General features: G+C 72.2%; 30 protein-coding genes, 1 tRNA gene and 1 riboswitch. Of the genes, 11 read left to right on the forward strand and 20 right to left on the reverse strand.

Features of this window, described 5'->3' with window-relative positions; all coding sequences use genetic code 11:
• Positions 1–28 precede the first annotated feature (28 nt).
• Positions 29–2410 carry a transglycosylase domain-containing protein gene (locus ACZ462_RS29275; protein ID WP_467809315.1) on the forward strand — a complete coding sequence of 794 codons (2382 nt, stop codon included), beginning with the start codon at positions 29–31 and terminating at the stop codon, positions 2408–2410.
• Between the two features lie 40 nt (positions 2411–2450).
• Here the strand turns inward: ACZ462_RS29275 and ACZ462_RS29280 are convergent, their stop codons facing one another.
• The 3 genes from ACZ462_RS29280 to ACZ462_RS29290 form a co-directional block, all read right to left on the reverse strand.
• The gene (locus tag ACZ462_RS29280) at positions 2451–2771 is read right to left on the reverse strand and encodes a DMT family transporter (RefSeq protein WP_125547788.1); all 321 of its coding nucleotides are present in this window, start codon (positions 2769–2771) and stop codon (positions 2451–2453) included.
• A gap of 30 nt (positions 2772–2801) precedes the next feature.
• Positions 2802–2867: riboswitch (guanidine-III (ykkC-III) riboswitch) on the reverse strand.
• A gap of 54 nt (positions 2868–2921) precedes the next feature.
• Positions 2922–3224, reverse strand: coding sequence for a GroES family chaperonin (locus ACZ462_RS29285; RefSeq protein WP_467809339.1), 303 nt, complete (start codon positions 3222–3224; stop codon positions 2922–2924).
• Between the two features lie 95 nt (positions 3225–3319).
• Complete coding sequence (locus tag ACZ462_RS29290) at positions 3320–3670, reverse strand: DUF3618 domain-containing protein (RefSeq protein ID WP_467809314.1); 351 nt, start codon at positions 3668–3670, stop codon at positions 3320–3322.
• A gap of 79 nt (positions 3671–3749) precedes the next feature.
• On the opposite strand from ACZ462_RS29290, the gene bcp reads away from it, so the two are divergent.
• Both bcp and ACZ462_RS29300 read left to right on the forward strand, forming a co-directional pair.
• On the forward strand, positions 3750–4217 hold the full coding sequence (gene bcp / locus ACZ462_RS29295; protein WP_467809313.1) for a thioredoxin-dependent thiol peroxidase: 468 nt from the start codon (positions 3750–3752) through the stop codon (positions 4215–4217).
• Positions 4218–4314: 97 nt separating this feature from the next.
• Positions 4315–4398 (forward strand) — tRNA-Leu (locus tag ACZ462_RS29300).
• Positions 4399–4457: 59 nt separating this feature from the next.
• Here ACZ462_RS29300 and rdgB read toward each other — a convergent pair.
• The 4 genes from rdgB to ACZ462_RS29320 all read right to left on the reverse strand — a co-directional run bounded on the left by rdgB (position 4458) and on the right by ACZ462_RS29320 (position 6846).
• Positions 4458–5072, reverse strand: coding sequence for an RdgB/HAM1 family non-canonical purine NTP pyrophosphatase (gene rdgB, locus ACZ462_RS29305; protein WP_467809312.1), 615 nt, complete (start codon positions 5070–5072; stop codon positions 4458–4460).
• 41 nt (positions 5073–5113) lie between these two features.
• Positions 5114–5494, reverse strand: coding sequence for a hypothetical protein (locus tag ACZ462_RS29310; protein WP_467809311.1), 381 nt, complete (start codon positions 5492–5494; stop codon positions 5114–5116).
• Positions 5495–5616: 122 nt separating this feature from the next.
• Positions 5617–6342, reverse strand: a complete 726-nt coding sequence (rph, locus tag ACZ462_RS29315; protein ID WP_125547799.1) for a ribonuclease PH — start codon at positions 6340–6342, stop codon at positions 5617–5619.
• Between the two features lie 96 nt (positions 6343–6438).
• Positions 6439–6846 (reverse strand): PTS sugar transporter subunit IIB, encoded by a 408-nt coding sequence (locus ACZ462_RS29320; protein WP_467882593.1) that lies wholly within the window; start codon positions 6844–6846, stop codon positions 6439–6441.
• Between the two features lie 70 nt (positions 6847–6916).
• Between ACZ462_RS29320 and ACZ462_RS29325 the strand changes: the two genes are divergently transcribed.
• Positions 6917–8224 carry a PTS transporter subunit EIIC gene (locus ACZ462_RS29325; RefSeq protein ID WP_467809309.1) on the forward strand — a complete coding sequence of 436 codons (1308 nt, stop codon included), beginning with the start codon at positions 6917–6919 and terminating at the stop codon, positions 8222–8224.
• A gap of 532 nt (positions 8225–8756) precedes the next feature.
• The gene (locus ACZ462_RS29330) at positions 8757–9968 is read left to right on the forward strand and encodes a PTS transporter subunit EIIC (protein WP_467809338.1); all 1212 of its coding nucleotides are present in this window, start codon (positions 8757–8759) and stop codon (positions 9966–9968) included.
• A gap of 89 nt (positions 9969–10057) precedes the next feature.
• Here the strand turns inward: ACZ462_RS29330 and ACZ462_RS29335 are convergent, their stop codons facing one another.
• Positions 10058–10810: an MBL fold metallo-hydrolase gene (locus tag ACZ462_RS29335; RefSeq protein WP_467809308.1), complete on the reverse strand. Its 753-nt coding sequence runs from the start codon at positions 10808–10810 to the stop codon at positions 10058–10060.
• A 226-nt stretch (positions 10811–11036) separates the two neighbouring features.
• Between ACZ462_RS29335 and ACZ462_RS29340 the strand changes: the two genes are divergently transcribed.
• Entirely contained in the window at positions 11037–11459 is a 423-nt protein-coding gene (locus ACZ462_RS29340) for a hypothetical protein (RefSeq protein ID WP_467809307.1), read from the forward strand.
• Positions 11459–11821 carry a DUF488 domain-containing protein gene (locus ACZ462_RS29345; protein ID WP_467809306.1) on the forward strand — a complete coding sequence of 121 codons (363 nt, stop codon included), beginning with the start codon at positions 11459–11461 and terminating at the stop codon, positions 11819–11821. The genes ACZ462_RS29340 and ACZ462_RS29345 overlap by 1 nt, the downstream gene beginning before the upstream one ends.
• Positions 11822–11872: 51 nt before the next feature.
• Here the strand turns inward: ACZ462_RS29345 and ACZ462_RS29350 are convergent, their stop codons facing one another.
• From ACZ462_RS29350 to clpS, 7 genes are all read right to left on the reverse strand, one after another.
• Positions 11873–12823: a PLP-dependent cysteine synthase family protein gene (locus ACZ462_RS29350; protein ID WP_467807054.1), complete on the reverse strand. Its 951-nt coding sequence runs from the start codon at positions 12821–12823 to the stop codon at positions 11873–11875.
• A complete protein-coding gene (locus ACZ462_RS29355) occupies positions 12823–13101 on the reverse strand; it encodes a MoaD/ThiS family protein (protein ID WP_467807053.1) in 279 nt (92 codons plus the stop codon). Before ACZ462_RS29355 ends, ACZ462_RS29350 begins: the two co-directional genes overlap by 1 nt.
• Before the next feature lie 77 nt (positions 13102–13178).
• A complete protein-coding gene (locus ACZ462_RS29360; protein WP_312845931.1) occupies positions 13179–13286 on the reverse strand; it encodes a putative leader peptide in 108 nt (35 codons plus the stop codon).
• 77 nt (positions 13287–13363) lie between these two features.
• Positions 13364–13786, reverse strand: a complete 423-nt coding sequence (locus ACZ462_RS29365; protein WP_467807051.1) for a M67 family metallopeptidase — start codon at positions 13784–13786, stop codon at positions 13364–13366.
• A gap of 111 nt (positions 13787–13897) precedes the next feature.
• On the reverse strand, positions 13898–15361 hold the full coding sequence (locus tag ACZ462_RS29370; protein WP_467807050.1) for an amino acid permease: 1464 nt from the start codon (positions 15359–15361) through the stop codon (positions 13898–13900).
• Between the two features lie 321 nt (positions 15362–15682).
• Positions 15683–16300 (reverse strand): DUF2017 domain-containing protein, encoded by a 618-nt coding sequence (locus tag ACZ462_RS29375; RefSeq protein ID WP_467807048.1) that lies wholly within the window; start codon positions 16298–16300, stop codon positions 15683–15685.
• Positions 16300–16614: an ATP-dependent Clp protease adapter ClpS gene (gene clpS, locus ACZ462_RS29380; RefSeq protein ID WP_467807046.1), complete on the reverse strand. Its 315-nt coding sequence runs from the start codon at positions 16612–16614 to the stop codon at positions 16300–16302. Before clpS ends, ACZ462_RS29375 begins: the two co-directional genes overlap by 1 nt.
• 81 nt (positions 16615–16695) lie before the next feature.
• Here clpS and ACZ462_RS29385 point away from each other — a divergent pair, with 81 nt between their 5' ends.
• Positions 16696–18024 carry a nicotinate phosphoribosyltransferase gene (locus ACZ462_RS29385; protein WP_467807045.1) on the forward strand — a complete coding sequence of 443 codons (1329 nt, stop codon included), beginning with the start codon at positions 16696–16698 and terminating at the stop codon, positions 18022–18024.
• 233 nt (positions 18025–18257) lie between these two features.
• On the forward strand, positions 18258–18860 hold the full coding sequence (locus ACZ462_RS29390) for an isochorismatase family protein (RefSeq protein ID WP_467807044.1): 603 nt from the start codon (positions 18258–18260) through the stop codon (positions 18858–18860).
• Positions 18861–18891: 31 nt separating this feature from the next.
• Here ACZ462_RS29390 and ACZ462_RS29395 read toward each other — a convergent pair whose 3' ends face one another.
• Together ACZ462_RS29395 and ACZ462_RS29400 are read right to left on the reverse strand one after the other, a co-directional pair.
• Entirely contained in the window at positions 18892–19200 is a 309-nt protein-coding gene (locus ACZ462_RS29395; RefSeq protein ID WP_467807043.1) for a hypothetical protein, read from the reverse strand.
• Between the two features lie 126 nt (positions 19201–19326).
• Positions 19327–21678, reverse strand: a complete 2352-nt coding sequence (locus ACZ462_RS29400; protein WP_467807060.1) for an immune inhibitor A domain-containing protein — start codon at positions 21676–21678, stop codon at positions 19327–19329.
• A gap of 437 nt (positions 21679–22115) precedes the next feature.
• On the opposite strand from ACZ462_RS29400, the gene ACZ462_RS29405 reads away from it, so the two are divergent.
• Positions 22116–22373: a hypothetical protein gene (locus tag ACZ462_RS29405; RefSeq protein WP_467807042.1), complete on the forward strand. Its 258-nt coding sequence runs from the start codon at positions 22116–22118 to the stop codon at positions 22371–22373.
• 7 nt (positions 22374–22380) lie between these two features.
• Here ACZ462_RS29405 and ACZ462_RS29410 read toward each other — a convergent pair whose 3' ends face one another.
• Together ACZ462_RS29410 and ACZ462_RS29415 are read right to left on the reverse strand one after the other, a co-directional pair.
• The gene (locus tag ACZ462_RS29410; RefSeq protein WP_467807040.1) at positions 22381–23145 is read right to left on the reverse strand and encodes an RDD family protein; all 765 of its coding nucleotides are present in this window, start codon (positions 23143–23145) and stop codon (positions 22381–22383) included.
• Positions 23146–23243: 98 nt separating this feature from the next.
• Positions 23244–24749 (reverse strand): RDD family protein, encoded by a 1506-nt coding sequence (locus ACZ462_RS29415; protein ID WP_467807039.1) that lies wholly within the window; start codon positions 24747–24749, stop codon positions 23244–23246.
• A gap of 258 nt (positions 24750–25007) precedes the next feature.
• Here ACZ462_RS29415 and ACZ462_RS29420 point away from each other — a divergent pair, with 258 nt between their 5' ends.
• A complete protein-coding gene (locus ACZ462_RS29420) occupies positions 25008–25487 on the forward strand; it encodes an SsgA family sporulation/cell division regulator (RefSeq protein WP_467807037.1) in 480 nt (159 codons plus the stop codon).
• 98 nt (positions 25488–25585) lie between these two features.
• Here ACZ462_RS29420 and ACZ462_RS29425 read toward each other — a convergent pair whose 3' ends face one another.
• A complete protein-coding gene (locus ACZ462_RS29425) occupies positions 25586–26980 on the reverse strand; it encodes an FAD-binding oxidoreductase (RefSeq protein WP_467807036.1) in 1395 nt (464 codons plus the stop codon).
• Between the last annotated feature and the right edge of the window lie 19 nt (positions 26981–26999).

The raw sequence follows: 26999 nt of genomic DNA on the forward strand, positions 1-26999 counted from the left end.
TTTCGAACGGCCACGAGGAGTCCTGGCGATGAGCGACCCGTCACCACCACCGGGCTGGCCCCCTCGCGACCCCGACACCCCCCACCGCCCCGGCACGCCCCCGTACACCGGCGCCGCAGCCCCGGACCGCAAGGGCCGGCACAAGCGGACCGGATGGCGCCGCCTGGTCCCCGGCCGGCGCCTCGCCCTGGGCACCCTGCTGGCGCTCGCGCTGCTCCTCGGCGGCGCCCTCACCGCCGGCTACCTCCTCGTCGACATCCCGCCCGCCAACGCCGCCGCGACCGCCCAGTCGAACGTCTACCTCTACTCCGACGGCACCCAACTCGCCCGCGACGGCGAGGTGAACCGCGTCAACGTCCCGCTCTCGCAGATCCCCCGGACGGTGCAGGAGGCCGTACTCGCCGCCGAGGACCGGGACTTCCACACCGAGCGGGCCGTCGACCCCAAGGCCATGCTCCGCGCCGCCTGGAACACCCTCACCGGCAAGGGCCGCCAGTCCGGCTCCACCATCACCCAGCAGTACGTGAAGAACTACTACCTGCGCCAGGAACAGACCATCGAACGCAAGGTCAAGGAGTTCTTCATCGCGGTCAAACTCGGCCGCGAGAAGTCCAAGGCGTACATCCTGGAGGGCTACCTCAACACCAGCTACTTCGGCCGCAACGCCTACGGCGTCCAGGCCGCCGCCCAGGCCTACTACGGCAAGGACGTCGGCCGCCTCACCACCGCCGAGGGCGCCTACCTCGCCACCCTCCTCAACTCCCCCAGCACCTACGACGTCGTCACCCACCCCCGCAGCCGCGAGCGGGCCCTCGCCCGCTGGAACTACGTCCTCGACGGCATGGTGAAGAAGGAATGGCTCAGCGCGGCAGAGCGAGCCGCGACCACCTTCCCCGAGCCGGGCCGCATCCGCCCCGCCGCCGGGCTCTCCGGGCAGCGCGGCTACCTCGTCGAAGCCGTGAAGGACCACATCACCGAACGCGGCATCCTCGACGAGAAGACCCTCTCCGCGGGCGGCTACCGCATCACCACCACCATCGACCGCCGCAGGCAGGCCGACCTCGTCGAAGCGGTCAACGACCGCATGCTCACCCGCCTCGACCCCGCCGCCCGCCCCGTCGACCGCTTCGTCCGGACCGGCGGCGTCTCCGTCGACCCCGCCACCGGCAGGGTCCTCGCCATGTACGGCGGCGTCGACTACACCCGCCAGTACGTCAACAACGCCACCCGCCACGACCACCAGGTGGCCTCGACCTTCAAACCGTTCGTGTTCGCCGCCGCCGTCGAGAACCGCTCCCGCACCCAGGACGGCCGCCCCATCACCCCCCACACCGTCTACAACGGCGACAACAAGCGCCCTGTCACCGGCACCCGCGTCTCCTACGCCCCCGAGAACGAGGGCCGGCAGTCGTACGGCGACATCACCGTCACCACCGCCACCGACCTCTCCGTCAACACCGTCTTCGCGCAGATGGTCGTCGACGTCGGCACCGACAACGTCAAGAAGACCGCGATCGCCCTCGGCATCCCCGAGAACACCCCCAACTTCACCGCCGGCCCCGCCATGGCCCTCGGCACCCTCCAGGCCAGCGTCCTCGACATGGCCCAGGCCTACGCCACCCTCGCCGACCACGGCCGCCGCACCCCGCACACCTTCATCGAGAAGATCACCAAGGGCGGCGACACCCTGGAGCTGCCCGACCGCACCCCCGAACAGGCCATCAGCCGCGAAGCCGCCGACACCACCACCTCGATGCTGCTCAGCGTCGTCGACAACGGCACCGGCACCGCCGCCCTCGCCGCCGGACACCCCGCCGCGGGCAAGACCGGCACCGCCGAGGAGGACCGCTCCGCCTGGTTCGCCGCCTACACCCCCACCCTCGTCACCGTCGTCGCGATGATGGGCCAGGACCCCGACACCGGCACCCCGCAATCCCTGTACGGCGCCCTCGGCGAGGCCCGCATCGGCGGTGGCGGCTACCCCGCCCGCATCTGGGCCCAGTACACCCGGACCGCCCTCGAAGGCACCGACCCCGTCGACTTCGACCTCGACCTCCAGCCCGGCTCGGCCCCCTCCCCGCCACCCCCGCCGCAGCCCGACACGCCCCCGCCGCCCGGCGAGCCCACCGGCCCCGAACCCACCGCACCGCCCAGCCGGCCCGGCCCGCCCACCGGCGGCCCCGAGGAGGACGGCCGCGAGCAGGGCAACCCGGGCCAGGACGGGCAGACCCCGGGCGGCAACCGCGGCGACACCGGCGCCCCCGCCCCCGACACCCGCGGCGGCCCCACCGGCCCCGGCGGGATCGGCGGCCTGTTCCGCGGCGCCACCGGCGGACAGCGCACCGCCCGGGACACCCCCGGCGGCCCCGGCCCCTACCGGCCCCGTCCGCCCTCGGAGTACCCGGAATGACGCCCCGCGGGCCCGCCGGGAACAGCGCCCCCGGGCCCGCTCAGTGCCCCGACGTCGCCTTCAGCCCCACCACCGCCACCAGCAGCAGCACGATGAAGAAGATCCGGGAGGCCGTCACCGGCTCCCCCAGCACCGCCATCCCCAGCACCGCCGCGCCCGCGGCACCGATACCCACCCACACCCCGTACGCCGTACCGATCGGCAGGCTCCGGGCCGCGTACGACAGCAGCAGCATGCTCGCCACGATGCCCGCGCCGGTGAACACACTCGGCCACAGCCGGGTGAACCCGTCCGTGAACTTCATGCCGACCGACCAGCCGACCTCCAGCAGACCGGCGACAACGAGAAGAACCCAGGCCATGACAGGCACCTCCGAGACGGGAGCGGAACAGGTGCGTCGTCTTTTCCTGCCCGGTACGGCGCGTCTCGTCGGGTTCACCGCCCACCGTAGCAAAACGCACGCAAAAGGGCCGGTGACCTCGGCCACCGGCCCCCACACGCCCAAGTCGGCTCAGAGATACAGACCGGTGGAGTCCTCCGCCCCCTCCAGACGCTCCGCGGCCACGGCATGCAGATCGCGCTCACGCATCAGCACGTACGTCGCACCCCGCACCTCGACCTCGGCCCGGTCCTCGGGGTCGTACAGCACCCGGTCACCCGGCTCCACGCTGCGCACGCTCTGCCCGACCGCGACCACCTCGGCCCAGGCCAGCCGCTTGCCCACGGCCGCCGTCGCCGGAATCAGGATGCCGCCGCCCGAGCGCCGCTCGCCCTCGGGCTTGTCGGACTTCACGAGCACGCGGTCGTGCAGCATGCGGATGGGCAGCTTGTCGTGGGTGGTGGTGTTGGTGTCGTCGCTCACGTCACGAACCTACCCGCCCGGGCCCGGCCTGTCCGCCGCAGGGGTGGTCAGCGGCGGCGGCGCGCCGACACCACCAGCAGGCCGACCACGCCGACGGCCACCAGCGCGACCGGCACCAGCCGCTCGATCCGCGGTGTACCGTCCTCGTTCCGCAGGCCGTCCCTGACGTCCGTCCACACCCGGTTCACCGCCACGACGGCCCGCCCGGCCGTCTCGTCGACCGTGGAGGCGACCCTGGCCTTCGCGTCCCCGACGATCGTCTTCGGGTGCATGCGCACGCCGATCTCGTCGAGCGTCTCGGCGAGCTGCTCGCGGCGGCGGACGATGTCCGCCTCGATCTGTGCGGGGGTCCTGGCTTCCGGCACCGCGCTGCCTCCGTCGTCGTGGTCCTGTCCCATGGGGGGCGTGATCCGCCGTGGACAGTCTGTCAGCTTAGTCTCGTCACGTAGCGATCCACCTCCCGAGGAGACTGTCGAGATGAGCGAGCGACTCCAGCCGGGCGACACCGCCCCCGCCTTCACCCTGCCCGACGCGGACGGCAACGACGTCTCGCTCGCCGACCGCCTCGGCCGCAAGGTGATCGTCTACTTCTACCCGGCGGCCCTCACCCCGGGCTGCACCAAGCAGGCCTGCGACTTCACGGACAACCTGGAACTGCTGGCCGGAGCCGGCTACGACGTGATCGGCGTGTCCCCGGACAAGCCGGAGAAGCTCGCGAAGTTCCGCGAGAAGGAGAACCTGAAGGTCACCCTCGTCGGCGACCCCGACAAGAAGGTGCTGGAGGCGTACGGCGCGTTCGGCGAGAAGAAGCTGTACGGCAAGACGGTGACCGGGGTCATCCGCTCGACGGTCGTCGTGGACGAGGAGGGCAAGGTCGAGCGCGCCCTGTACAACGTCAAGGCCACGGGCCACGTAGCGAAGATCATCAAGGACCTGGGTATCTGACGGCCCCACCCTCGGAAGTCCCTCACCTCCGCGAACTCCGCCCCGTTAGACTGGGCGCAGCCCAGGCTGACGCGATGTCCGCATTGGGCAAGATGTCGCGGTTGTGGTGGAATTGGCAGTCACGCTGGGTTTAGGTCCCAGTGGGGTAAAACCCGTGGGGGTTCGAGTCCCCCCAACCGCACAGGTACGCAGAAGGCCCTGTACGCAGCCGCGTACAGGGTCTTCGCTGCATCACCGGCCTCAGCCCAGCAGGTCGCGGATCGCCGGGATCAGGGCGCGGAAGGCCTGGCCGCGGTGGGACATCGCGTTCTTCTCGGCCGGAGTCATCTCGGCGCAGGTGCGGGTCTCGCCGAGCGGCTGGAGGATCGGGTCGTAGCCGAAGCCGCCGCTGCCGGCCGGGGCGTGGCGGAGGGTGCCGGTGAGGCGGCCCTCGACGACGGCTTCGGTGCCGTCGGGCAGGGCGAGGGCGGCCGCGCAGGCGAAGTGGGCGCCGCGGTGCCCGTCGGCGATGTCGGCGAGCTGGGCGAGGAGCAGGTCGAGGTTGGCCTTGTCGTCGCCGTGGCGGCCGGCCCAGCGGGCGGAGAAGATGCCGGGGGCGCCGCCGAGGACGTCGACGCAGAGGCCGGAGTCGTCGGCGATGGCGGGCAGGCCGGTGGCGAGGGCCAGGGCGTGCGCCTTGAGGAGGGCGTTCTCGGCGAAGGTGACGCCGGTCTCCTTGACGTCGGGGACGTCGGGGTACGCGTCCGCGCCGACCAGCTCGTAGGGCAGGCCGGCGTCGGACAGGATGGCGCGCAGTTCGGAGACTTTGCCCTGGTTGCGGGTGGCCAGGATGAGGCGCGGGGGCGTCGAGGTCATGGCGCCCATTATTCCGTCCGGGCAGGTCCCGCCTGCGGGGTTCAGCCCGGGGTGCAGACCTTGGAGATCTCCTTGGCGGCGTCCGCGACGGGGGTGACGTCGGGGGTGGTGTTGCCGCTCTGCAGGGAGGTGCGGACGCTCTGGACGGCCTTGTTCATGGAGTCGAGGGCGGCGCCGAGGTCGGTGTTGTCGGTCTGGTCGCCGATCTTCTTCAGGTTCTCGTCGATCTTGTTGAGGGCGTTCTGGGCGTCCTGCGGGCTGTTGCCGGCGTTGGAGACGGCCTGCTGGAGGTCGCCGACGCCTTCGGTGATGGCGACGGCGGTGTTGGCGCAGTCCATGGCGGTGGAGATGGCGTCGCAGGCGGTCAGGGCCGGGATGGCGAGTGCGACGGCCGCCGCCGCGGCGGCTATGCGGAGCTTCATGCGTGTTCCCTCACGAGGTCGTGCGTCCGGTCGGTCGGCTGCGGGCGGGGATGTGGACGGGCGCACGGCTGTGAGACCGTGCGCCCGTACCGGTGAGGACGCCGCGGGGCGTCCGGTGGTTCTCAGAGGCCGAGGGCGGTGCGCTGGATGGCTTCGAGGTCGGCGCAGCCGCCTGCGGCGAGGTCGAGGAGGGCGTTGAGTTCCTTGCGGTCGAAGGGTTCGCCTTCGGCGGTGCCCTGGACCTCGACGAAGCGGCCGTCGCCGGTGCAGACGACGTTCATGTCGGTCTCGGCGCGGACGTCTTCCTCGTAGCAGAGGTCGAGGAGGGGCACGCCGTCGACGATGCCGACGCTGACGGCGGCGACGGTGCCGGTGAGGGGCTTGCGGCCGGCCTTGATGAGCTTCTTGGACTGGCCCCAGGCGACGGCGTCGGCGAGGGCGACGTAGGCGCCGGTGATGGCGGCGGTACGGGTGCCGCCGTCGGCCTGGAGGACGTCGCAGTCGAGCACGACGGTGTTCTCGCCGAGCGCCTTGTAGTCGATGACGGCGCGCAGGGAGCGGCCGATGAGGCGGGAGATCTCGTGGGTGCGGCCGCCGATCTTGCCGCGGACGGATTCGCGGTCTCCGCGGGTGTTGGTGGAGCGGGGCAGCATCGAGTATTCGGAGGTGACCCAGCCTTCGCCGCTGCCCTTGCGCCAGCGGGGGACACCTTCGGTGAAGGAGGCGGTGCAGAAGACCTTGGTGTCTCCGAAGGAGATGAGGACGGAGCCCTCGGCGTGCTTGCTCCATCCGCGTTCGATGGTGACGGGGCGGAGCTGTTCGGGCGTTCGGCCGTCGATGCGAGACATGGCGTCGAGCCTAGTGGGTGCGGCGGTACGCGAAGACCCCGTCGCGGCGGTTGCGGATGACGGGGTCCGGCGTGGTGGTGACGCGGTGCGCTCAGGTCACATCATGTCTTCGATTTCGGCGGCGATGGGGTCGGCGTCGGTGCCGATGACGACCTGGACGGCGGTGCCCATCTTGACGACGCCGTGGGCGCCGGCGGCCTTGAGGGCGGCTTCGTCGACGAGTTCGGGGTCGTTGACCTCGGTGCGCAGGCGGGTGATGCAGCCTTCGACTTCTTCGATGTTGTCGATGCCGCCGAGCCCGGCGACGATCTTCTCAGCCTTGGTGGCCATACGTTTCTCCCTGTTTTCCGAAGAACGGTCTCGGCGGTTCCGGGCGGGCCGCGGGAACCGTTTCGTCACGGTAGCCCACTGTTGGCCCAGTTTCGCGAGCGCGGTTCCTGCGTCTGCCGAATGATGACGATCAGCAGCAACCTGCCCTCCGGGCGGGGGCGTATGCGACCGCACCCGAAGTGGTCTACACCAGTGTGCCGCACGGACCGCACGGGCCCAAACGGGCCCGCGAGGGAGGAAGCCGATGAGCGCGAACGGCAGCGCGGCGGCAGCGCCGCGGCGGCACTGGCGGAGCGGCCTGTTCCAGGGGCTGCAGAAGATGGGGCGGAGTCTGCAGCTGCCGATCGCGGTGCTGCCCGCGGCGGGGATCCTGACCCGGCTGGGCCAGAACGACGTGTTCGGGCCGGACGGGTTGGACTGGGACGTGGTGGCGAAGGTCATGGCCGGGGCAGGCGGGGCGCTGCTCAATCCGGAGCTGGGGCTGCCGCTGCTGTTCTGTGTCGGTGTGGCGATCGGGATGGCCAAGAAGGCGGACGGCTCGACGGCGCTGGCGGCGGTGGCGGGCTTCCTGGTGTACCGGGGGGTGCTGCGGGCGTTCCCGAACGACTGCCCGGAGGGGACGCGGGTGGTGGGGACGGGCTGCCTCACCGACGACAACAACACGTTCGTGGAGTTCTCATACCAGAACCCGGGGGTGTTCGGCGGAATCGTGATGGGCCTGCTGTCGGCCTGGTTCTGGCAGCGGTACCACCGGGTGAAGCTGGTGGACTGGCTGGGCTTCTTCAACGGGCGCCGGCTGGTGCCGATCGTGATGTCGTTCGTGGCGATCGGGTTCGCGGGGCTGTGCCTGTGGGTGTGGCCGGCGGTCGGGGCGGGGCTGGAGAGCTTCTCGGACTGGCTGACGGGGCTGGGGGCGTGGGGCGGCGGGATCTTCGGGGTGGCGAACCGCGCGCTGCTGGTGATCGGGCTGCACCAGTTCCTGAACGTGCCGATGTGGTTCCAGTTCGGCAGCTACACGACGCCGGACGGGAAGACGGTGCACGGCGACATCAACATGTTCCTGAACGGGGACCCGGACGCGGGCCTGTTCCTCACGGGCTTCTTCCCGATCATGATGTTCGCGCTGCCGGCCGCGGCGCTGGCGATCACGCACTGCGCGAAGCCGCAGCGCCGCAAGGAGGTGGGCGGGCTGATGCTGTCGGTGGCGCTGACGTCGTTCGTCACGGGGATCACGGAGCCGCTGGAGTACTCGTTCCTGTTCGTGGCGCCGGCGCTGTACGCGGTCCACGCGCTGCTGACGGGCGTGTCGATGGCGGTGACGTGGGCGCTGGGCGTGAAGGACGGGTTCAGCTTCTCGGCGGGGTTGATCGACTACATCATCAACTGGGGTCTGGCGACTAAGCCGTGGCTCATCGTCCCGATCGGGCTGGGGTTCGCCGCGGTGTACTACGCGGTCTTCCGCTTCGCGATCACCAGGTTCGACATCCCGACGCCGGGCCGGGAGTCGGACGAGGAGATCGCGGCGATGCAGGCCGACAACACGAAGGCCTAGGGGGTGTCGCGAAGTTCCTGTGCGGCGCCCGCGGTGCCCGGTGCGTGCTCTCGGCGTGCCGGCCGAAGGCCCTCGTACTGGGCGTACTCGGGGCTTCGGCCGGTGCGGCGAGAGTGCGTGCCGGGCGCCGTGGGCGCCGTGCGGGACTTTCGCAACACCCCCTGGCCGCGCCCCGACGCCCTTTCGCCGCCGGTCGGCGCAGGCCCTCGGACCTCGGTCCGGGGGCCTTCCGCTTGCCCGGATCCGGGTCGCGGGAGGGCGCGCGGGAGGGGGTGCTCCCGGGGATGGGTGCACGGGTGTGGAATGTGGCGCAGGCCACAGAAAATCGAAGGTTCCTTATCTATCCCCGACCGTGCTACAACTGGTCTACACCACGCATTGGTGTAGACCACGCGGGTCCATCGGGAGTCCGCGTCACCCCAACGAAGACGCCGCCGTCCCCCTGTGCTCCTCTGGCGGCGCCTTGCCCCTGGAGGAAGTTGTGACCACGGCTGCCGCCCCCGCGGCCGAGAAGAAGAAGGGCGCCGGCGCGATGGCTGTCATGCAGCGCATCGGCCGCAGCCTCATGCTCCCCGTCGCGGTACTGCCGGCAGCCGCGCTGCTCGTCCGCCTCGGCGACAAGGACATGCTCGGCGACCCCTCGTTCCCGGACTTCGTCACCAAGATCGCCGGTTACATGTCGGCCGGCGGTGGCGCCATCCTCACCAACATGGCGCTGCTGTTCGCCGTCGGCATCGCGATCGGTTACGCGAAGAAGTCCGACGGCTCGACGGCGCTGGCCGCAGTGACCGGCTACCTGGTCTTCAAGAACGTGCTGGCCAAGTTCACCGATCCCAGCCTGCCGAAGGTCGCCGAAGTCGTCGACGGCAAGATCGTGCACACCGACGCCCCGGTCGACGCCAAGGTGCTCGGCGGTGTCGTGATGGGCATCGTGGTCGCCCTGATCTACCAGAAGTTCTACCGGACGAAGCTGCCGGAGTGGGCGGGCTTCTTCGGCGGACGCCGCCTGGTGCCGATCCTCTCCGCGTTCGCCGGCCTGGTGATCGGCATCGTCTTCGGCCTCATCTGGCCCGTCCTCGGCACCGGTCTGCACAGCTTCAGCGAGTGGCTCGTGGGCTCCGGCGCCGTCGGCGCGGGTATCTTCGGTGTCGCCAACCGCGCGCTGATCCCGATCGGCATGCACCACCTGCTGAACTCCTTCCCGTGGTTCCAGGCGGGCGAGTACAACGGCAAGAGCGGCGACATCGCCCGCTTCCTCGAGGGCGACCCGACCGCCGGCCAGTTCATGACCGGCTTCTTCCCGATCATGATGTTCGCCCTGCCGGCGGCCTGCCTCGCCATCGTCCACTGCGCCCGGCCCGAGCGCCGCAAGGTCGTCGGCGGCATGATGCTCTCCCTCGCGCTGACCTCCTTCGTCACCGGTGTGACGGAGCCGATCGAGTTCACGTTCATGTTCATCGCCCCGGTGCTGTACGCGGTGCACGCGGTGCTGACCGGTGTCTCGATGGCGCTGACCTGGGCGCTCGGCATGAAGGACGGCTTCGGCTTCTCCGCCGGCGCCATCGACTTCGGGCTGAACCTGGGCAAGGCCACGAACCCGTGGGGCCTGGCGCTCGTCGGCCTGTGCTTCGCGGTCGTCTACTACGTGATCTTCCGCTTCGCGATCACCAAGTGGAACCTGCCGACACCGGGCCGCGAGTCCGACGAGGAGCTCGCCGAGCTGCAGAAGGCCGAGGCCAAGTAGGGGCCGCCGCAGCCGGAAACCGCCGAAGCCCCCGCTCTCCCCGGAAGGGAGGGCGGGGGCTTCGCCGTAGGCGCGGGCGGCGGGGGTTCTCAGACCTCGTACACGGCGCCCGCGTACGCCAGGTCGACCGGGCCGCCGTAGACCGCGCGGGCGTCGGCGAGGTTCTGGCGGGCGTCCGTCCACGGCGGGATGTGGGTGAGGACGAGCCTTCCGACGCGGCCGTCGCGTGCGCACTCGCCCGCCTCGCGGCCGTTGAGGTGGAGGTCGGGGATGTCCTCCTTGCCGTGCGTGAACGACGCCTCGCACAGGAACAGGTCGACGCCCTCCGCGAGCGCCCCCAGTTCCGCGCAGACCCCGGTGTCGCCCGAGTACGCCAGCGAGCGGCCGCCGTGCTCGACGCGGATGCCGTAGGCCTCCACGGGATGGCTGACCCGCTCGGTGCGGACCTGGAACGGGCCGATCTCGAAGGCGCCGGGCTTCAGGGTGCGGAAGTCGAAGACCTCGCTCATCGAGCGCTCGTCGGGGACGTCGTCGTACGCGGTCGTCAGGCGCTTCTCGGTGCCTTCCGGGCCGTACACGGGGAGGGGGCCGCAGCGCCCGCCCTCGTGCCGGTAGTAGCGGGCCACGAAGTACGCGCACATGTCGATGCAGTGGTCGGCGTGCAGGTGGCTGAGGAAGATCGCGTCGAGGTCGTACAGGCCGCAGTGGCGCTGCAGCTCGCCGAGGGCGCCGTTGCCCATGTCGAGGAGCAGCCGGAAGCCGTCGGCCTCGACGAGGTAGCTCGAGCAGGCCGATTCCGCGGACGGGAACGACCCCGAGCAGCCGACGACGGTGAGCTTCATGGAGTGACAACCTCCGGGACGGTCCGTGGACGGAGTGCGGGCCGTGCGTGGGTCGAGCGTAAGGCGCGAAACGTCGGGTCGCTCCTCCGCGGCGGGCCGTTGTGGGGGGAATCACCTGTGCTGTCACCCGGCAGAGCGAAGCGGGGCCCGGGAGTTGCCGGGCGGGGCGGCGCGCCGGCGGTGCACGGCCGTGCCGGGGCCTGCGGGCGCGACTACCGTCGGACTTATGGACACGTCCTGGTGGCCGGCGGCCGCGGCGGTCGTGGCCGTGCTGCTGCTGGTGCTGGTCGCGGAGGTCCGGCCGGGCGCCGGCCGGCGGGCGCCGCCGCCGCACGGCCGGGGGCCGGCGCCGCAGCCGCAGCCGGGCGAGCTGTGGTGTCTGGCGGACGGGCGGCCGTGCCTGGTGCTGGCGTCCCGGCCGGTACGGGCGCACCGGGCGCGCGTCGCGTGGATCACCGGGAAGTACGACGACCGGCGGGCCGGGGTGATCCCGCTGCCGCCGGGGACGGTCGGGGTGACGCCGGGCCGGGTGGGGTACCTGGAGGCGGACCGTCCGGCGGAGGTGTGGGTGTGGGAGTTCCGGGGCCGGCTGGGCGTGCTGGACCCGGCGGTGTGGGACGAGGTCAAGGGGCTCGGAGGAGGACGCTGATGGCACGGGCGGCGGTGCGGGTGCGGCGCGTCTACGACCCTCCGGAGCCGGAGGCGGACGGCGTGCGGGTGCTGGTGGACCGGCTGTGGCCGCGCGGCCTGGCGAAGGCGGACGCGGCGGTGGACGAGTGGCCGAAGGCGGTCACCCCGTCCGCGGAACTCCGCAGGCGGTACCACGCGGGCGGCGTCTCCGCGGAGGAGTTCCGCGAGCGGTACGAGGCGGAACTGGCGGAACCGGAGCCCGCCGCGGAACTGGACCGGCTGCGGGGGTTGGCGGAGCGGGGCCCGCTGACCCTGCTGACCGCGGTCCGCGATCCGGACTCCGGCCATGCGGCGGTCCTGGCGGCCCTCCTGTCCTCCTGACGGCCGGGGCCGCGGGCGGGGCGGGGCCCCGCCCGCCGGGCCGGGCTGCGGTCAGGCCCAGAGCTGGCCCTGGAGGACCTCGACCGCTTCCTCCGTGGTCGCCGCCGTGTAGACGCCGGTGGACAGGTACTTCCAGCCGCCGTCGGCCACGACGAAGACGATGTCGGCGGTTTCGCCGGCGGCGACCGCCTTGCGGCCCACGCCGATCGCCGCGTGGAGGACGGCTCCGGTGGAGACGCCCGCGAAGATGCCCTCCTCCCGGAGGAGTTCGCGGGTGCGGGCCACCGCGTCCGCGGAGCCCACCGAGTAGCGGGTGGTGAGGACCGAGGCGTCGTACAGCTCCGGCACGAAGCCCTCGTCGAGGTTGCGCAGGCCGTAGACGAGGTCGTCGTACCGCGGCTCGGCGGCGACGATCTTCACGCCGTCGACGTGCTCGCGCAGGTAGCGGCCGACGCCCATCAGGGTGCCGGTGGTGCCCAGGCCCGCCACGAAGTGGGTGATCGAGGGGAGGTCCCGCAGGATCTCGGGCCCGGTGGTCGCGTAGTGGGCGCCCGCGTTGTCCGGGTTGCCGTACTGGTAGAGCATCACCCAGTCCGGGTGCTCGGCCGCCAGCTCCTTCGCCACGCGGACCGCGGTGTTGGAGCCGCCCGCCGCGGGCGAGGAGACGATCTCGGCTCCCCACATGGCGAGAAGGTCGCGGCGCTCCTGGCTGGTGTTCTCCGGCATGACGCACACGATCCGGTAGCCCTTGAGCTTCGCCGCCATCGCCAGGGAGATGCCGGTGTTGCCGGAGGTGGGCTCCAGGATGGTGCAGCCGGGGTACAGCCTGCCGTCCTTCTCGGCCTGCTCGACCATGTGGAGCGCGGGGCGGTCCTTGATCGAGCCGGTCGGGTTCCGGTCCTCCAGCTTGGCCCAGATGCGGACGTCCTCGGAGGGCGACAGCCTGGGCAGCCGGACGAGCGGGGTGTTGCCGACCGCGGCCAGCGGGGAGTCGTAGCGCATCAGGCGGCGCCGCCGGCGACCGCCGGGAGGATCGTCACGCTGTCGCCGTCCTTGAGGGGGGTGGCGATGCCGTCGAGGAAGCGGACGTCCTCGTCGTTGAGGTAGACGTTCACGAAGCGGCGCAGCTTGCCGCCGTCGACGATGCGCTCCTCGATCCCCTGGTGGCGCGTCTCCAGGTCCGCGAAGAGCTCGGACAGGGTGCCGCCCTCGCCGGTGACGGCCTTCTCGCCGTCGGTGTAGGTGCGGAGGATGGTCGGGATGCGGACCTCGATGGCCATGGCAGGCTCCAGTCGGATGGGTGCGGGGAGGAGAAGGGCGCGCGGCTCGATGGCCCCCGCGCGAGGGGCTGCGGTGCTCAGGCGGCAGGACAGATACTGCTGGCGAGGCGGCACAGGTCGACGTGCAGCCGTGCCACGAGCAGGGGCCTGCCGGGCTTCTCGGTGCTCACGTCGGGGAAAACCATGCGGTCATGTTAACGATTCCCGGTCGCCCGAATGGAGTGTGATCCCGCATCGTGGACGGAATCCGCTCACATGCCGGTCAGTAGGCCTCGACGACCCGTACTTCCTCCTCCGTGATCACGCCGTCGACGATCCGGTAGGAGCGGAACTGGAACTCTCCGAGGCCGTCGGTGTCGGCGGTGGAGACCAGGACGTAGTGGGCTCCGGGCTCGTTGGCGTACGTGACGTCGGTGCGCGAGGGGTAGGCCTCGGTCGCGGTGTGCGAGTGGTAGACGATCACGGGCTCCTCGTCCCGGTCGTCCATCTCGCGGTAGAGCCGCAGCAGGTCCTTGGAGTCGAACTCGTAGAACGTGGGCGAGCGGGCCGCGTTCAGCATGGGGATGAACCGCTCGGGCCGGCCGGTGCCCGCGGGGCCGGCGACGACGCCGCACGCCTCGTCGGGGTGGTCCTTGCGGGCGTGCGCGACGATCTGGTCGTACAGGGCCTGGGTGAGGGTCAGCATGACCGACAGGATAAGCAGACGGGCCCTCCCGTACCGAGGTGTGGTACGGGAGGGCCCGCATGCCGGACAGGGCGTCCGCGGGGCAGGGCCGCCGGGGCCGCCCCGCGCGGGTCAGGCGCCGGTGCCGGCGGGGATCTTGGGCGTGGCGGAGGCCCCGCCGCCGCTGCCGCCGCCGCGCCGGATGGCGAGGTGGGCCAGGCCGAGGGCGAGGCCCCACAGCGGGGCGCAGTACAGGGAGACCCGGGCGTCCTTGTCGGCGCCCATCATGACGATGACCATGCCGATGAACAGCAGGGCGAACCAGCTCGTCCAGGGGGCGCCGGGGGCGCGGAAGGGTGAGGCGGGGAGTTCGCCGCGGTCGGCGCGGGCGCGGTAGCGGATCTGGCAGACCAGGATCATGATCCAGGCCCACATGCCGGAGATGGTGGCGAAGGAGACGACGTAGTCGAAGGCCTTGCCGGGGGCGACGTAGTTGATCCAGACGCCCACCAGCATCAGCGAGGCCGAGAAGGTGGTGCCGATCAGCGGGGTGCCGCTCCTGGTGAGCCGGGTGAACAGCTTCGGGCCCTGGCCGTTGAGGGCGAGGTCGCGCAGCATGCGGCCGGTGGAGTACATGCCCGAGTTGCAGGAGGACAGGGCGGCGGTGAGCACCACGAAGTTCACGATGGCGGCGCCGATGCCGAGGCCCATGCGCTCGAAGGCGGCGACGAACGGGGAGACGCCGGGCTGGAAGTGCGTCCACGGCACGACCGACAGGATCATGACGAGGGCGCCGACGTAGAAGACGGCGATGCGCCAGGGCACGGTGTTGATGGCCTTGGGCAGGGTCTTCGCCGGGTCCTTGGACTCGCCGGCGGTGACGCCGACGAGTTCGACGGCGAGGAAGGCGAACATCACGATCTGGAGGGTCATCAGCGTCCCGCCGATGCCCTTGGGGAAGAAGCCGCCGTCGTTCCACAGGTTGGTGACGGAGGCGGTCTCCGCGGCGTCCGAGAAGCCGACGGTGAGGATGCCGGCGCAGATCAGGATCATGCCGACGATGGCGGTGACCTTGACCATGGAGAACCAGAACTCCAGCTCGCCGAAGAGCTTCACGGAGATCAGGTTGGCGCCGTAGAGGACGACGGTGAAGATGAGCGCGTACGCCCACTGCGGGAAGCCGTCGCCCGTCCAGTACGCCATGTACTGGGCTGCGGCGGTGACTTCGGTGATGCCGGTGACGACCCAGAAGAGCCAGTAGGTCCAGCCGGTGGCGAAGCCGGCGAACGGGCCGATGAACTCCCGGGCGTAGTCGGAGAAGGAGCCGGCGACGGGCCGGTACATCAGCAGTTCGCCGAGGGCCCGCATGACGAAGAAGATGACCAGGCCCGCGAGGGCGTAGGCCAGGATGAGGCTCGGCCCGGCCTTCGAGATCGCCTTGCCGGCGCCGAGGAAGAGCCCGGTGCCGATGGCCCCGCCGATCGCGATCATCTGGATCTGGCGGGCGCCGAGCGTGCGGTGGTACCCCTCGCCGCCCTCGGCCGCGGCGCCCTCCCCGGACGCCTGGTGGTGCTGCTCGACCTGCTCAGAGGTCATGGTGTGGTGCGCCTTTCTCCGCGCCGACCCGCGCCTGGAAGCGGCTGCGGATCGGGTCCTCGATCCCCCCGGATACGGATGGAGTTGCACGCCGGCGGTCAGCCGGTCCCGGCAGGCCGCGGGGCATGGGTGGCGCCCCGGCGGCGATCGGCAAGATCTATCACGGGAGTACGAATGGCCCCAGGCCGTATATGTGACGCGGCGCACGCCAAAATCAGGACAAGTGGAGATAAGCCCGTCGGTTCATTGCATGGCCATCGCCCGGTCATTGCATGGCCATTGCATGGAGGTGACCTGATCGTTATCCGGATTTGAGCGTTGTCAGAGGGTTTCGACGAGGGTCTCCTGGAGCCCGCCGAGCCACAGGTACGCCATCACCATCGGCTTGCGGGGATCGTCGTCCGGCAGCCGGAACAGGGCCGCGCTCTCGTCGTCCTCGGTGATCTCCAGGCGGGCCGCGATCGTCAGCCGCAGGTCGTTGAGCGCGCCGAGCCAGCGCAGCGGCAGCTCCCCGGTCAGCTCCAGTCGGGACGCCGCCCCGCCGCCGCCCGCGGCGAGCCCGTCCAGGCTGCGGACGACGGCCAGCGCGTCCTCCCGCTTGCGCGAACGCAGGTCGTTCTCGGTGTACCGGCGGAACTCCGCCGACCAGTCGTCCAGCCGGGCCCGGTCCGCGCCCTCCGGAGTGCCAGGACCCCCGTACGCGTCGGGGAAGAGGCGGGCCAGCGCCGGGTCGGCGGGCCGCTCGGTGGGCCCCTGGCCCGCCTCGGCGAACAGCACGGCCAGCGGGTCGGCGTCGGCGGCCGGCTCGGGGGCGCCCGGCCCGATCAGCTCCAGGAGCTGGACGGCCAGGGAGCGCAGGATGGAGACCTCGATCTCGTCCAGCGCGATGGCGGCTCCGCCGCCCTTGAGGGGCTCGAACATGCCCGCGGTCCGCCCCATCAGATGCGGTCCTGGGAGAGGGTCGCCCACAGGCCGTAGCCGTGCATGGCCTGCACGTCGCGCTCCATTTCCTCGCGGGTGCCGGCGGAGACGACGGCCCGCCCCTTGTGGTGGACGTCGAGCATCAGCTTGTGCGCCTTGTCCTTCGAGTAGCCGAAGTACGCCTGGAACACGTACGTCACGTAGCTCATGAGGTTGACGGGGTCGTTGTGCACCAGGGTCACCCATGGGACGTCGGGTTCGGGGACCGCGGATGCCTCTTCGGCGGACTCGGTGCGTTCGATCTCAATGGGAGCAACACTCACCCGTCCCATGCTGCCACTGTGACGGGCCCGTCGCACAAACAGGCCCCCACATTTCGTCACTCTGACGAAATGTGCGCTAGCATCCCTGCCATGAACCCTGCGGACCTGGGCCTGCCGGTGGACGTGCCGTCGACAGCGCTCTTCACGGACCATTACGAGCTCACGATGCTGCAGGCCGCCCTGGCGAACGGCACCGCCGACCGCCGCTCGGTCTTCGAGGTCTTCACCCGGCGGCTCCCCGAAGGACGCCGCTACGGCGTCGTCGCCGGCACCGGCCGCGTCCTCGACGCGGTCGAGAACTTCCGCTTCGACAGCGCCGTCCTCGAATTCCTGCGCGAACGCGCCGTCGTCGACATGCGCACCCTCGACTGGCTCTCCTCGTACCGCTTCTCCGGCGACATCTGGGGCTACCCCGAGGGCGAGGTCTACTTCCCCGGCTCGCCGATCATGCGCGTCGAGGGCAGCTTCGCCGAATGCGTGCTGCTGGAGACCGTCATCCTGTCGATCCTCAACCACGACTCGGCGATCGCCGCCGCCGCCTCCCGGATGGCCTCCGCCGCCGGCGACCGGCCCCTCATCGAGATGGGCGCCCGGCGCACCCACGAGCTGGCCGCCGTCGCCGCCTCGCGCGCCGCCTACGTCGGCGGCTTCACCTCCACCTCCGACCTCGCCGCGGGATTCCGCTACGGCATCCCCACCGTCGGCACCTCCGCGCACGCCTTCACCCTGCTGCACGACACCGAGCGCGACGCCTTCACCGCGCAGGTCGCCTCCCTCGGCAGCGGAACCACCCTGCTGGTGGACACGTACGACGTCGCCGAAGCCGTCCGCACCGCCGTCGAGGTCGCCGGCACCGGGCTCGGCGCCGTCCGCATCGACTCCGGCGACCTGCTCCTCGTCGCCCACCGGGTCCGGCAGCAGCTCGACGAGCTCGGCGCCGAGGACACCCGGATCGTCGTCACCTCCGACCTCGACGAGTACGCCATCGCCTCGCTCGCCGCGGCGCCCGTCGACGCGTACGGGGTCGGCACGCAGCTCGTCACCGGCAGCGGGCACCCCACCTGCTCCATGGTCTACAAGCTCGTCGCGCGCGCCGAATCCGCCGACCCGAAGGCGCCGCTCGTGCCCGTCGCGAAGAAGTCCGCCAGCGGGAAGACGTCCATCGGGGGGCGGAAGTGGGCCGCGCGGCGGCGGGACGCCGACGGGGTCGCCGAGGCCGAGGTCGTCGGGACCGGGGCCGTGCCGGCCGGGCTCGCCGGGGAGCAGCTGCTCGTGCCGCTCGTGAAGGGCGGCGAGGTCGTCGCGCGGGAGCCGCTCGATGCGGTGCGGGAGCGGCATGTGCGGGCGCGGGGCGGCCTGCCGCTGTCCGCGACGCAGCTTTCGCGGGGCGAGGCGGTCATCCCGACCGAGTACGTCTGACCCCGGGCGGGGTCTCGGCCGCCGGGCGGGGTCTTCTCCCCGCCCCGCCCCTTCCCGAAACCGGGGGCTCCGCCTCCCGGACCCCCGCGCCTCAAACGCCGGCGGGGCTGGATCTGCGACCGCCGGCGGGGCCGGATCTGCGACCGGGGCTGCATTGGTGGCGCGGCGCGGGGGAAGAGCCCCCGTGCAGGGGCCCGCCGCAGCACACCACACCGAGCCGAAGGGCATGCGACATGCACCGCGCACTGATCGTCGTCGACGTACAGAACGACTTCTGCGAAGGCGGCAGCCTCGCGGTCGCCGGCGGGGCCGAGGTGGCCGCCGCCATCACCGAGCTGATCGGGCAGTCCACCGCCGGCTACCGGCACGTCGTCGCCACCCGCGACCACCACGTCGACCCGGGCCCGCACTTCGCCGCGCCGTCCGCCGAGCCGGACTACGAGAGCTCCTGGCCGGTGCACTGCGTCGCCGGAACCGAGGGCGTCGGGTTCCACCCGAACTTCGCGCCCGCGGTCGCCTCCGGGGCCGTCGCCGCCGTGTTCAGCAAGGGCGCCTACGAGGCCGCCTACAGCGGCTTCGAGGGCGCCGACGAGAACGGCACCCCGCTCGCCGACTGGCTGCGCGAGCGCGAGGTCTCCGAGGTCGACGTCGTCGGCATCGCCACCGACCACTGCGTCCGCGCGACCGCGCTGGACGCTGCCCGCGCCGGGCTGCGCACCCGCGTGCTGCTCGACCTGACGGCGGGCGTGGCCCCGCACACCACGGAGCGGGCCCTGGAGGAGCTGCGGCAGGCCGGGGTGGAACTCAGCGGCAAGCCCGTCGTACGGGGCGCCTGAGGGGCCGCTCCCGCCCCCGCCGCCCCGGTCGTCAGGCGCCGCGCAGCAGGGCGCGTATCGGGCGCCAGAGGTCGCCGCGGTCCGGGACGGCCCGCCACAGGAGCCCGTCCGGGTGGTGCAGGACCGCGGTGACCTCGTCCGGGGTCGGCGGTTCCGTGTTGCCGCGCAGGTACACGGCGCGCAGGCCGAGGTTGCGCAGCCGGGTCAGGGCGCGGGCCCGGTTCGCGGCGTGGACCAGGACCCGCACGGGCCCGGCCTCCCCGTTCCCCACGGGTCGCGGCAGGGTCAGCGCCACGACGACGCTCCCGTTCGGGAGCCTGGTGAAACCTCCTGCGGGCATGCGCTGCGTCTCCCCCGTCAGCTGGACGTCAAGAGCGGTGGTCGTTTCCGCATCAAACCGCGATCGGCCGCCGCCCGCTAGTGGGCGACGGCCGATCATGGCGTGACCTGCTGTTTTACCGGATCACTACTTGGAGGGGCCGACCTCGACCGTCATCTGGAGACCGTCGTAGGTCTCCTTCTTGATCTTGATCTTGGTGTTGGTGTCGGACACCTTCACCGAGCCGGTCGGGTTCTCGTCGTAGTAGTACTTGCCCTTGTGGTCGTCGAAGACCATGTTCGCGGGCTTCGGCTTCAGGAAGAGCGACTCGCCGTTCTTGTGCAGCGTGAACGCGTCCGTCGAGTACGCGCTGAAGGTCGCGTCGTACGGCTGGATCTTGTTGCGCAGCAGCGTGCCGTCCGACCACTTCATCGGCTTGGCGTTGGCGTCGATCGGCAGGATCAGGCCCTGGCCGGGGTGCTGGCTGGTGTTGTTGTCCTTCTGGGAGGTGTCCCACAGCCAGATCAGCAGGCCGTCCTGGTACGGGTAGTGCTCGACCCAGTTCGGACGGGAGTTGGCCCAGCCGAAGTTGTACGGGCCCACCTTGAGGGTGGAGTCGTACGAGACGTAGCGGCGGTTCTCCGCGATGTAGTACTGCGCGTAGTCCTTGGTGAAGCCCGCGCCGATCCGGGAGAAGCCCTTGCCGGTCCAGCCGTTGTCGCCGTTCTCGGCGCCGTCGGTGAACAGCGCGGAGCCGTCCGCGGTCAGGGTGACGGCGTCGGCGGTGAAGCCCTTGCCGCCCGCGCCGCCGTCCGTCTGGTAGCGGAAGCGGAGGTCGAACTTCTTGCCCGCGTAGGCGTCGAGCGGGAAGTTCAGGTCCTGCCAGCCGCCGGAGACGTCGGTCAGGGCCGGGGCGCCCGCGGCGTCGACCGGGAGGGCCTTGCCGTTGGCGGTACCCGCGAGGGCGGTCCAGGTGGCGCCGCCGTCGGTGGACACCTCGGTGTAGAGGTAGTCGTAGTCCTTCTCGATGTCCCACCAGCCCTTGAGGGACAGGGTGGCGGACTTCTTGCCGGTCAGGTCGACCGAGCGGGTCAGGGTGTTCTTGAGGTCGTCACCCATGCCGCTCCACCACTGCGAGGAACCCTCGGCGGGGGCGGTGATGTCGGTCTTGACCTGCTTCTTCGGCAGCTCGACGACCAGCGCCTGCTTGTCCTTGGTGTTGTACGCCGACACACCGAGCTTGTGGGTGGACTTCGTCGCGGCCTTGGCCGTGTCGTAGTTCAGCCAGCCCAGCTGGAGCTTGTCCCAGGCGGTCATGTCGCCCGGCATGTCGCCTATGGAGTCCTTGCCCTCGCCGAGCCAGGAGCCGGCGGACATCAGGGACCAGAAGCCGACGCCGTTCTCGCCGCCGCCGGAGGTGTCGTACAGGTCCGGCAGGCCGAGGTCGTGGCCGTACTCGTGGGCGAAGACGCCGAGGCCGCCGTTCTCCGGCTGCATCGTGTAGTCGCCGACCCAGATGCCGGTGTTGCCGATCTGGGTGCCGCCGGCCTTGTTGTTCTCCGGGCCGGTCTTGCCCGCGTTGGTGCCGTAGGCGTACCAGCGGTGCGCCCACAGGGCGTTGGCGCCTTCCTTGCCGCCGCCGGCCGACTCGTCCTCGCCCGCGTGGACGATCTGGAAGTGGTCGATGTAGCCGTCGGACTCGTTGAAGTTGCCGTCGCCGTCGAAGTCGTAGCGGTCCCACTGGTCGTACTGGGACAGCTGCGCCTTGATCTGCTCGTCGGTCTTGCCTGCCTTCTTCTGCGCCTCGGTCCAGGCGGTGACGCCGTCGCGGACGGTGTCCCACACGTTGGAGCAGTTGCTCTGGCCGCAGTAGTTCGAGCCGTAGCGGGCCTCGTTGTACGGGACCTTGACCCAGTCGGAGACCTCGCCCTCGACCGAGTAGCGGCCCGAGGAGGCCCGCTCGTAGTAGGTCTTCAGGGAGTGCTTGCCCTCGCCCGTGCCGAAGTACAGCTCCTGGAAGTACTCGCGGCTGAAGTCCTTGCGCCAGGCGGTGCTGTTGTTGTCGGCGCGGTTCGGCTCGGCGATCGTGTTGTGCAGCGGGCCGGGCGTGCCGCCGTACTTGGCGACGGGCGGCTTCGGGCCGTCCGGGCCGTCCGGGTCGAAGGTGGTCTCGTTGTCGACCTGGTCGCCGAACTCGACGAGGATCGTGAAGATCTTGTCGGTCTTCTCGCGGCCGAGCTCGACGTACTTCTTGTCGTCGAGCTTGACGACCTTGGAGGCGCCCCGCTGCTCCACGCCCTTCTTGCCCGCCAGCACCTGGTCAAGGGCAGCCTCACGCGCCTGCGTCTGCTGCTTGCTGTACGGGCCTTCGAGGTCGTGCTTGACCTTCTCCTTGGCGGGAGCGGTCGGGTCCTGGCGGTCCACGGCGGGCGCGGCCGACGGGGCCTCGTGGGCCTGGACGGTGGTGAAGAAGGCGCCGGAGGCCGCAGTGGCGGCCATGGTCACGCCGATGGCCGCCGCGCGCAGGGCACGCCGACGGCTGGAATTGCTGGTCACTTGATGTCGTTCCCCTCCCGCGGCCGCGACACAGGTCGGAACGTCTCCGTAGGAGCGGGGGGTTCCGCGCGGCGCGCGTCTCAAGTGACGACATTTGACCGGAGAGTCTAAAGAAAAGACAGACCTTGACTTCTTCCTTACAACTGCACTATGCGGTGGGCGAGTTCCGCTATCCGGACGTTCTCCGGCCATCCGGGACGAAGGGCGCGTCCTGACCGGCATGTGAGACGGGAGCGTGAGCCCGTGCGCCCCCCGCGCACCGGCGACCGTGGGTCAGGTCACGCTTACGGCCCGTTCCGTACGGGCATGCGTCCGCGTAGAGTCGCCTGCGCGCGACCCCGCCCCGCTGACTCCCCCTCCCGCCCCGAGGACGGACACCCATGCCGCCGCGCCCGACCGCCGCCCAGCTCGTGTACGGGTCCGCCGCCGTCGTCGTCTCGACGCTCGCCCTGCTGCTGCTGACGCAGGCGCGCACCGCGGCCGGCGTCGGGGCCGTCGCCACCGCCTCCCTCGTCTTCGGCGTGCTCGTCGCGGTCGCCGCCGCCGACCCGCGCCGCAGGGGCCGTACGCACGAGGCGGCGGCCGCCCGGGTGCCCGAACCCCGGCCGGCCGCCGCCGAACACCCCGCCCACCGGTGAGTCTCCGCTAGGGCGCGGTGACGACCACCGTCTTGGCCACCTTGTCGTGGAGGCCCTGGCGGTACGGCTTGTCCACCAGGATCGACACGATGAGGGCCAGCGGCCACAGGCAGAAGCAGCAGATGAGCGTGGGCAGCCAGAGCACCGCCGCCCGCCCGAGCGCGGGGCCGGACTGCGGGACGCTGCCGTCGTTGAGCATCGCCACCCGCAGGCCCATCGCCTTCTTGCCGAGGGTCTTGCCGTCCTTCCTGGTGAAGAACCAGTCGTAGCCGACGTAGGCGAGGATCGACAGGAGCGTCATGGCGAGGCCGGCGCCGCTGTAGGACCGGGTGACGACCTCGGTGACGTCCTCCCCGCGGTCGGTTTCGACCACGTACCGGTTGGTGCCGAGCGCCAGCTGGATCAGGAACAGCGGGACGAACACGATGACCAGGTCGATGATGCGGGCGGCGAGCCGCCTGCCGAAGTCGGCGAGCGGCGGCATCCCGGCCAGCGGGTCGGGCATGCCGTAGCCGCCGCCGGAGCCGTACGGGTCGCTGCCGTACGGGGGCGGCGGAGGCGGGTATCCCCCCGGGCCGCCGGGGCCGCCGGGGGGCGGGCCGCCGGGCGGGGTGCCGCCCGTGCCGCCGGGCGGGGTTCCGCCGGGGGGCGTGCCGCCCGAGGGCGGGGTGTCGTACGGCGAGCCGCCCGGCGGCGGCGTCGGGTCGTGGGGCCTCTTGAGGAAGGGGTCGTCCTCGGGCGGCTGGCCCTGCGGCGGCTGGTCGGAGCTCATGCCCCGAGTCGAACCCGGCCGCGCGGGGCCCGCAACGCGGGGGCGTCCGTTGGGGGGAGGTCCCGGGGAGCGGCCCGCGGAAGGCGTCCGACGGGGCGTCAGCGCGCGGCGTACGTGCCTGCGGCCCTGTCGTGGGCGCCGCGGCGGCGGGAGCGGTCACCGAGGCACCAGAGCCAGCCCAGGGGCCCGAGGAAGGCGCCGACGAGCCAGCGGGCGAGCGCCGCGCCGAAGCCGGGCGGACGGAGCGTGGCCGAGGACAGCACCCGGACGCCGCACAGCTTCTTGCCCGGGGTGCGGCCCCAGCGGGCGGTGGGCAGCACCTCGTAGCACAGCCCGAAGAGGACGAGGACGGCCAGGACGACGCCGAGGTATCCGGCGGTCGTGGTGTCGAACAGCCATACGGTGGTGGCCCTATCGGCTCCGCGCGCCGCCTCCACCTTGGCCTGGAGATGGGCCTCCACCGCCGGGAGGAGCGGCCGGGCGGCGGCCGCGGCGACTCCGGCGAGCACGAGGGTGTCCAGGGTGCGGGCGGCGGCCCGGCGGACGAGCCCCGCGGGGCGGACGGCCCGTTCCGCCATCTCCTCGAACACGGTCCGGCCGGTGGGCCGGAAGCCCGCGGCAGGGGCGGACGGGAAGGCCGGGGCGGCGGCAGCGGCGGGCCACTCCTCCCGGCGGGTCCGGCGCTCGGGAGCGGCCCTCCGGGCGGCTGCGGAGGGCGCGGCCGCGGCGGCCGGGCGGGGCGCGTCGTCGAGGGGCCGCCGGGCGGGCGGCGGCACGGCCGCCCCGGCCTCCGGGAGTGCGGTGCCGGACTCGCGGCGGGGGGCTTCGGCGGCGGCCGGCGGGTCCACCCGGCGCGGGGCGGGCGGGCCGGGGGCCGGGGCGGGCTCGGCGTCGGCGTCGGCGTCGGGATCGGCGTCGGGATCGGTGTCGGGGCGGACGGTCGCCTCGGGCCAGGAGGAGGTGAGCCCGGACCCGGCGGTGCCGCCGGGGACGCTGGGCCAGGCGGTGGCCGCGGGGGCGGCGGCCGCGGCGGGTGAGCGCGCCGACAGGATCCCGGTGCCCTCGGGGGCCTGCGCGGCCGGGGCGGGGGCGGGCCGGCGCTCCGCGCCCGCCGCGGCGGCGGCCGGCGTACGGGCGAGGGAGACGCCCGGCCCGCGCTCCGCCGCCCCGGCCGGGCCTCTGCCGTCCGGCGGCTCCGGGTGCGGCCCGCGGCCGAGGGAGGCCCCGGACGGGCGGGCGGGGGCGTGGCCCGCCTCGGGCTCCGGCCCGGCCGCCGGGCTGCCCCAGGAGACCCGGTGGTCGTGCGGGCCGCCGAAGCCGGCCTGGTGCTGGGGGTCGGCCTGCCAGGCGGGGGCCGCGGAGTCCGCGGGCCGGGCCGGGCCGCCCGGGTCCGCCTCCCGCTCCCCCGCGGCGTCGCGCACCGGCTCCGGCTCCGGTTCGGGCCGGGGGCGCCGCGGGCCCACCGGGTCGCCCGGCCCGGCGGGGCGGCTCGTACCGGGCACCCACGAGCGGCCGTTCCAGTACCGGACGTAGCCGGGGATGGACGGATCGGGGTAGTAGCCCTCGCGGGCCGCGTGCTCGCCGTCACCAGGGGAGGCCGTCATGTCCCCAACTCCGATCGTGGCTTGAGGCTTGTGCAAGGGGAGGACCATAGCCAAGAACCTCCTCCCGACCGGTCCGGTAACGGGAGAATCCAAGCCTTCGGGCGAACACCGCCCCGCCCGTCGGGTTTCAGCCAAGCGAAAGGTTTCGGCCATTCCGTGCCCGGGTGCCCGAAGTCGCGTCACATCCGGCCGCATGGGCGCTCTCTGCGGGTGCGGGGCCACACGCCGGCCCCCGGATCCGACCGAAGCGAGGCCTCCATGCACCACCCCGTCATCGAGCGCGAGCTGCAACTGAAACTGGTCCTGTCACCCGAGCGCAGCGTCCCGGTGCCGGCCCTGCTGCGCTACCTCACCGACGACCCGTACGCCGTCCACATCACCTTCCACACCGGCTCCAGCGCCCCGGTGGACTGGACGTTCGCCCGCGAACTGCTCGTCGAGGGCGTCTTCCGCCCCTCCGGGCACGGGGACGTCCGGATCTGGCCCGTCAAGGCGGAGGACCGGGCGGTGCTGTGCATGGCGCTCAGCTCCCCCGACGGCGACGCCCTGCTCCAGGCCCCCTCGGGCGCGGTGTCGGCATGGCTGGAGCGGACCCTGCGCGTGGTCCCGCCGGGAACGGAGGCCGAGCGGCTCGGCCTGGACGCGGCCCTGGCCGAGCTGCTCGCCCCCACCCCGGCCGACGAGCTGTGGATGCGCGATCCGTGGCCGTCCGACGAGGCGGGGGACGCCGAGCTGTGAGCCGCCGCACCAGAACCGGCCGGCGCCCCGCGCGCCACCTGTACCTCATACGCACCGGGGGCCCGGGGCGCCGCCCGGAGCCGGAGCGGCAGCCGGAGTCAGAAGAGCTTTCCGGGGTTGAGCAGGCCGAGCGGATCGAAGGCCTGCTTGACCGCGCGCTGCACCTCCACGCCCACCGGCCCGAGTTCGCGCGCGAGCCATTCCTTCTTCAGGACGCCGACCCCGTGCTCCCCGGTGATCGTGCCGCCCAGGGACAGCCCGAGCGCCATGATCTCGTCGAAGGACGCCCTGGCGCGGCGCGCCTCTTCCTCGTCCGCGGGGTCGAAGCAGACCACGGGGTGGGTGTTGCCGTCGCCGGCGTGGGCGCAGACACCGACGACGAGGCCGTGGGTGCGGGCGACGGCTGCGGTGCCCTCCAGCATCTCGGCGAGCCGCGAGCGGGGGACGCACACGTCGTCGATCATCGTCGCGGGGCGGAGGGCGTCGAGGGCGGGCAGGGCCATCCGGCGGGCCTGGAGCAGCAGTTGGGTCTCCGCCTCGTCCTCGGCCGGTACGACGGCGGTGGCGCCGGCGGCGGTGCAGAGCCGGCCGGTCTCGCCGAGCTCCTCGGCGGCGCGGGGGGTGTCGAAGGCGGCGAGGAGGAGCGCCTCGGTGGTCTCGGGGAGCCCCATCCGGGTGAGGGCGTTGACGGCGCGCACGGTCGTGCCGTCCATCAGCTCCAGCAGGGACGGCGTCAGCCCGGCCTCCATGACGGCGCAGACGGCGGCGCAGGCGGCCGCGGCGGAGGGGAACTCGGCGGCGAGCGCGAGCTGCCGGGGCGGGGCGGGCCGCAGCGCGAGGACGGCCCGGACGACGATGCCGAGGCTGCCCTCGGAGCCGACGAAGAGGCGGGTGAGGTCGTACCCGGCGACGCCCTTGGCGGTGGTGCGGCCGGTGCGCAGCAGGCGGCCGTCGGCGAGGACGGCGTCGAGGCCGAGGACGTACTCGGCGGTGGTGCCGTACTTGACGCAGCACAGGCCGCCGGAGCCGGTGCCGATGTTGCCCCCGATGGTGCACTGCTCCCAGCTGGAGGGGTCGGGCGGGTAGGAGAGGCCCTTCTCGGCGACGGCCCGGGAGAGGACGGCGTTGACGACGCCCGGTTCGACGACGGCGGTGCGGTCGACGGTGTTGATCTCCAGGATGCGGTCCATCTTCACGAGGGAGAGCAGGATGCAGCCGTCGGTGGCGTTGGCGCCGCCGGAGAGCCCGGTGCGGGCGCCCTGGGGGACGACGGGGACCCGTAGGGCGGTGGCGGTGCGCATGACGTGGCGGACCTGCTCCACGGTGCGGGGCAGGACCAGGACGGCCGGGGTGCCGGCCGGGCAGAAGGCGGCCATGTCGGTGGCGTAGGAGGTGGTCACGTCGGGGTCGGTGACGAGGGCCTCGGCGGGGAGTCCTGCGAGGAGCGCCGCCCGGAGCCGTGCGGTGCGCTCGTCGTGGTCCTTGGGATCCATGCGCCCAGCGTGGCATCCG

The sequence above is a fragment of the Streptomyces sp. NPDC031121 genome (genome assembly GCF_055570615.1).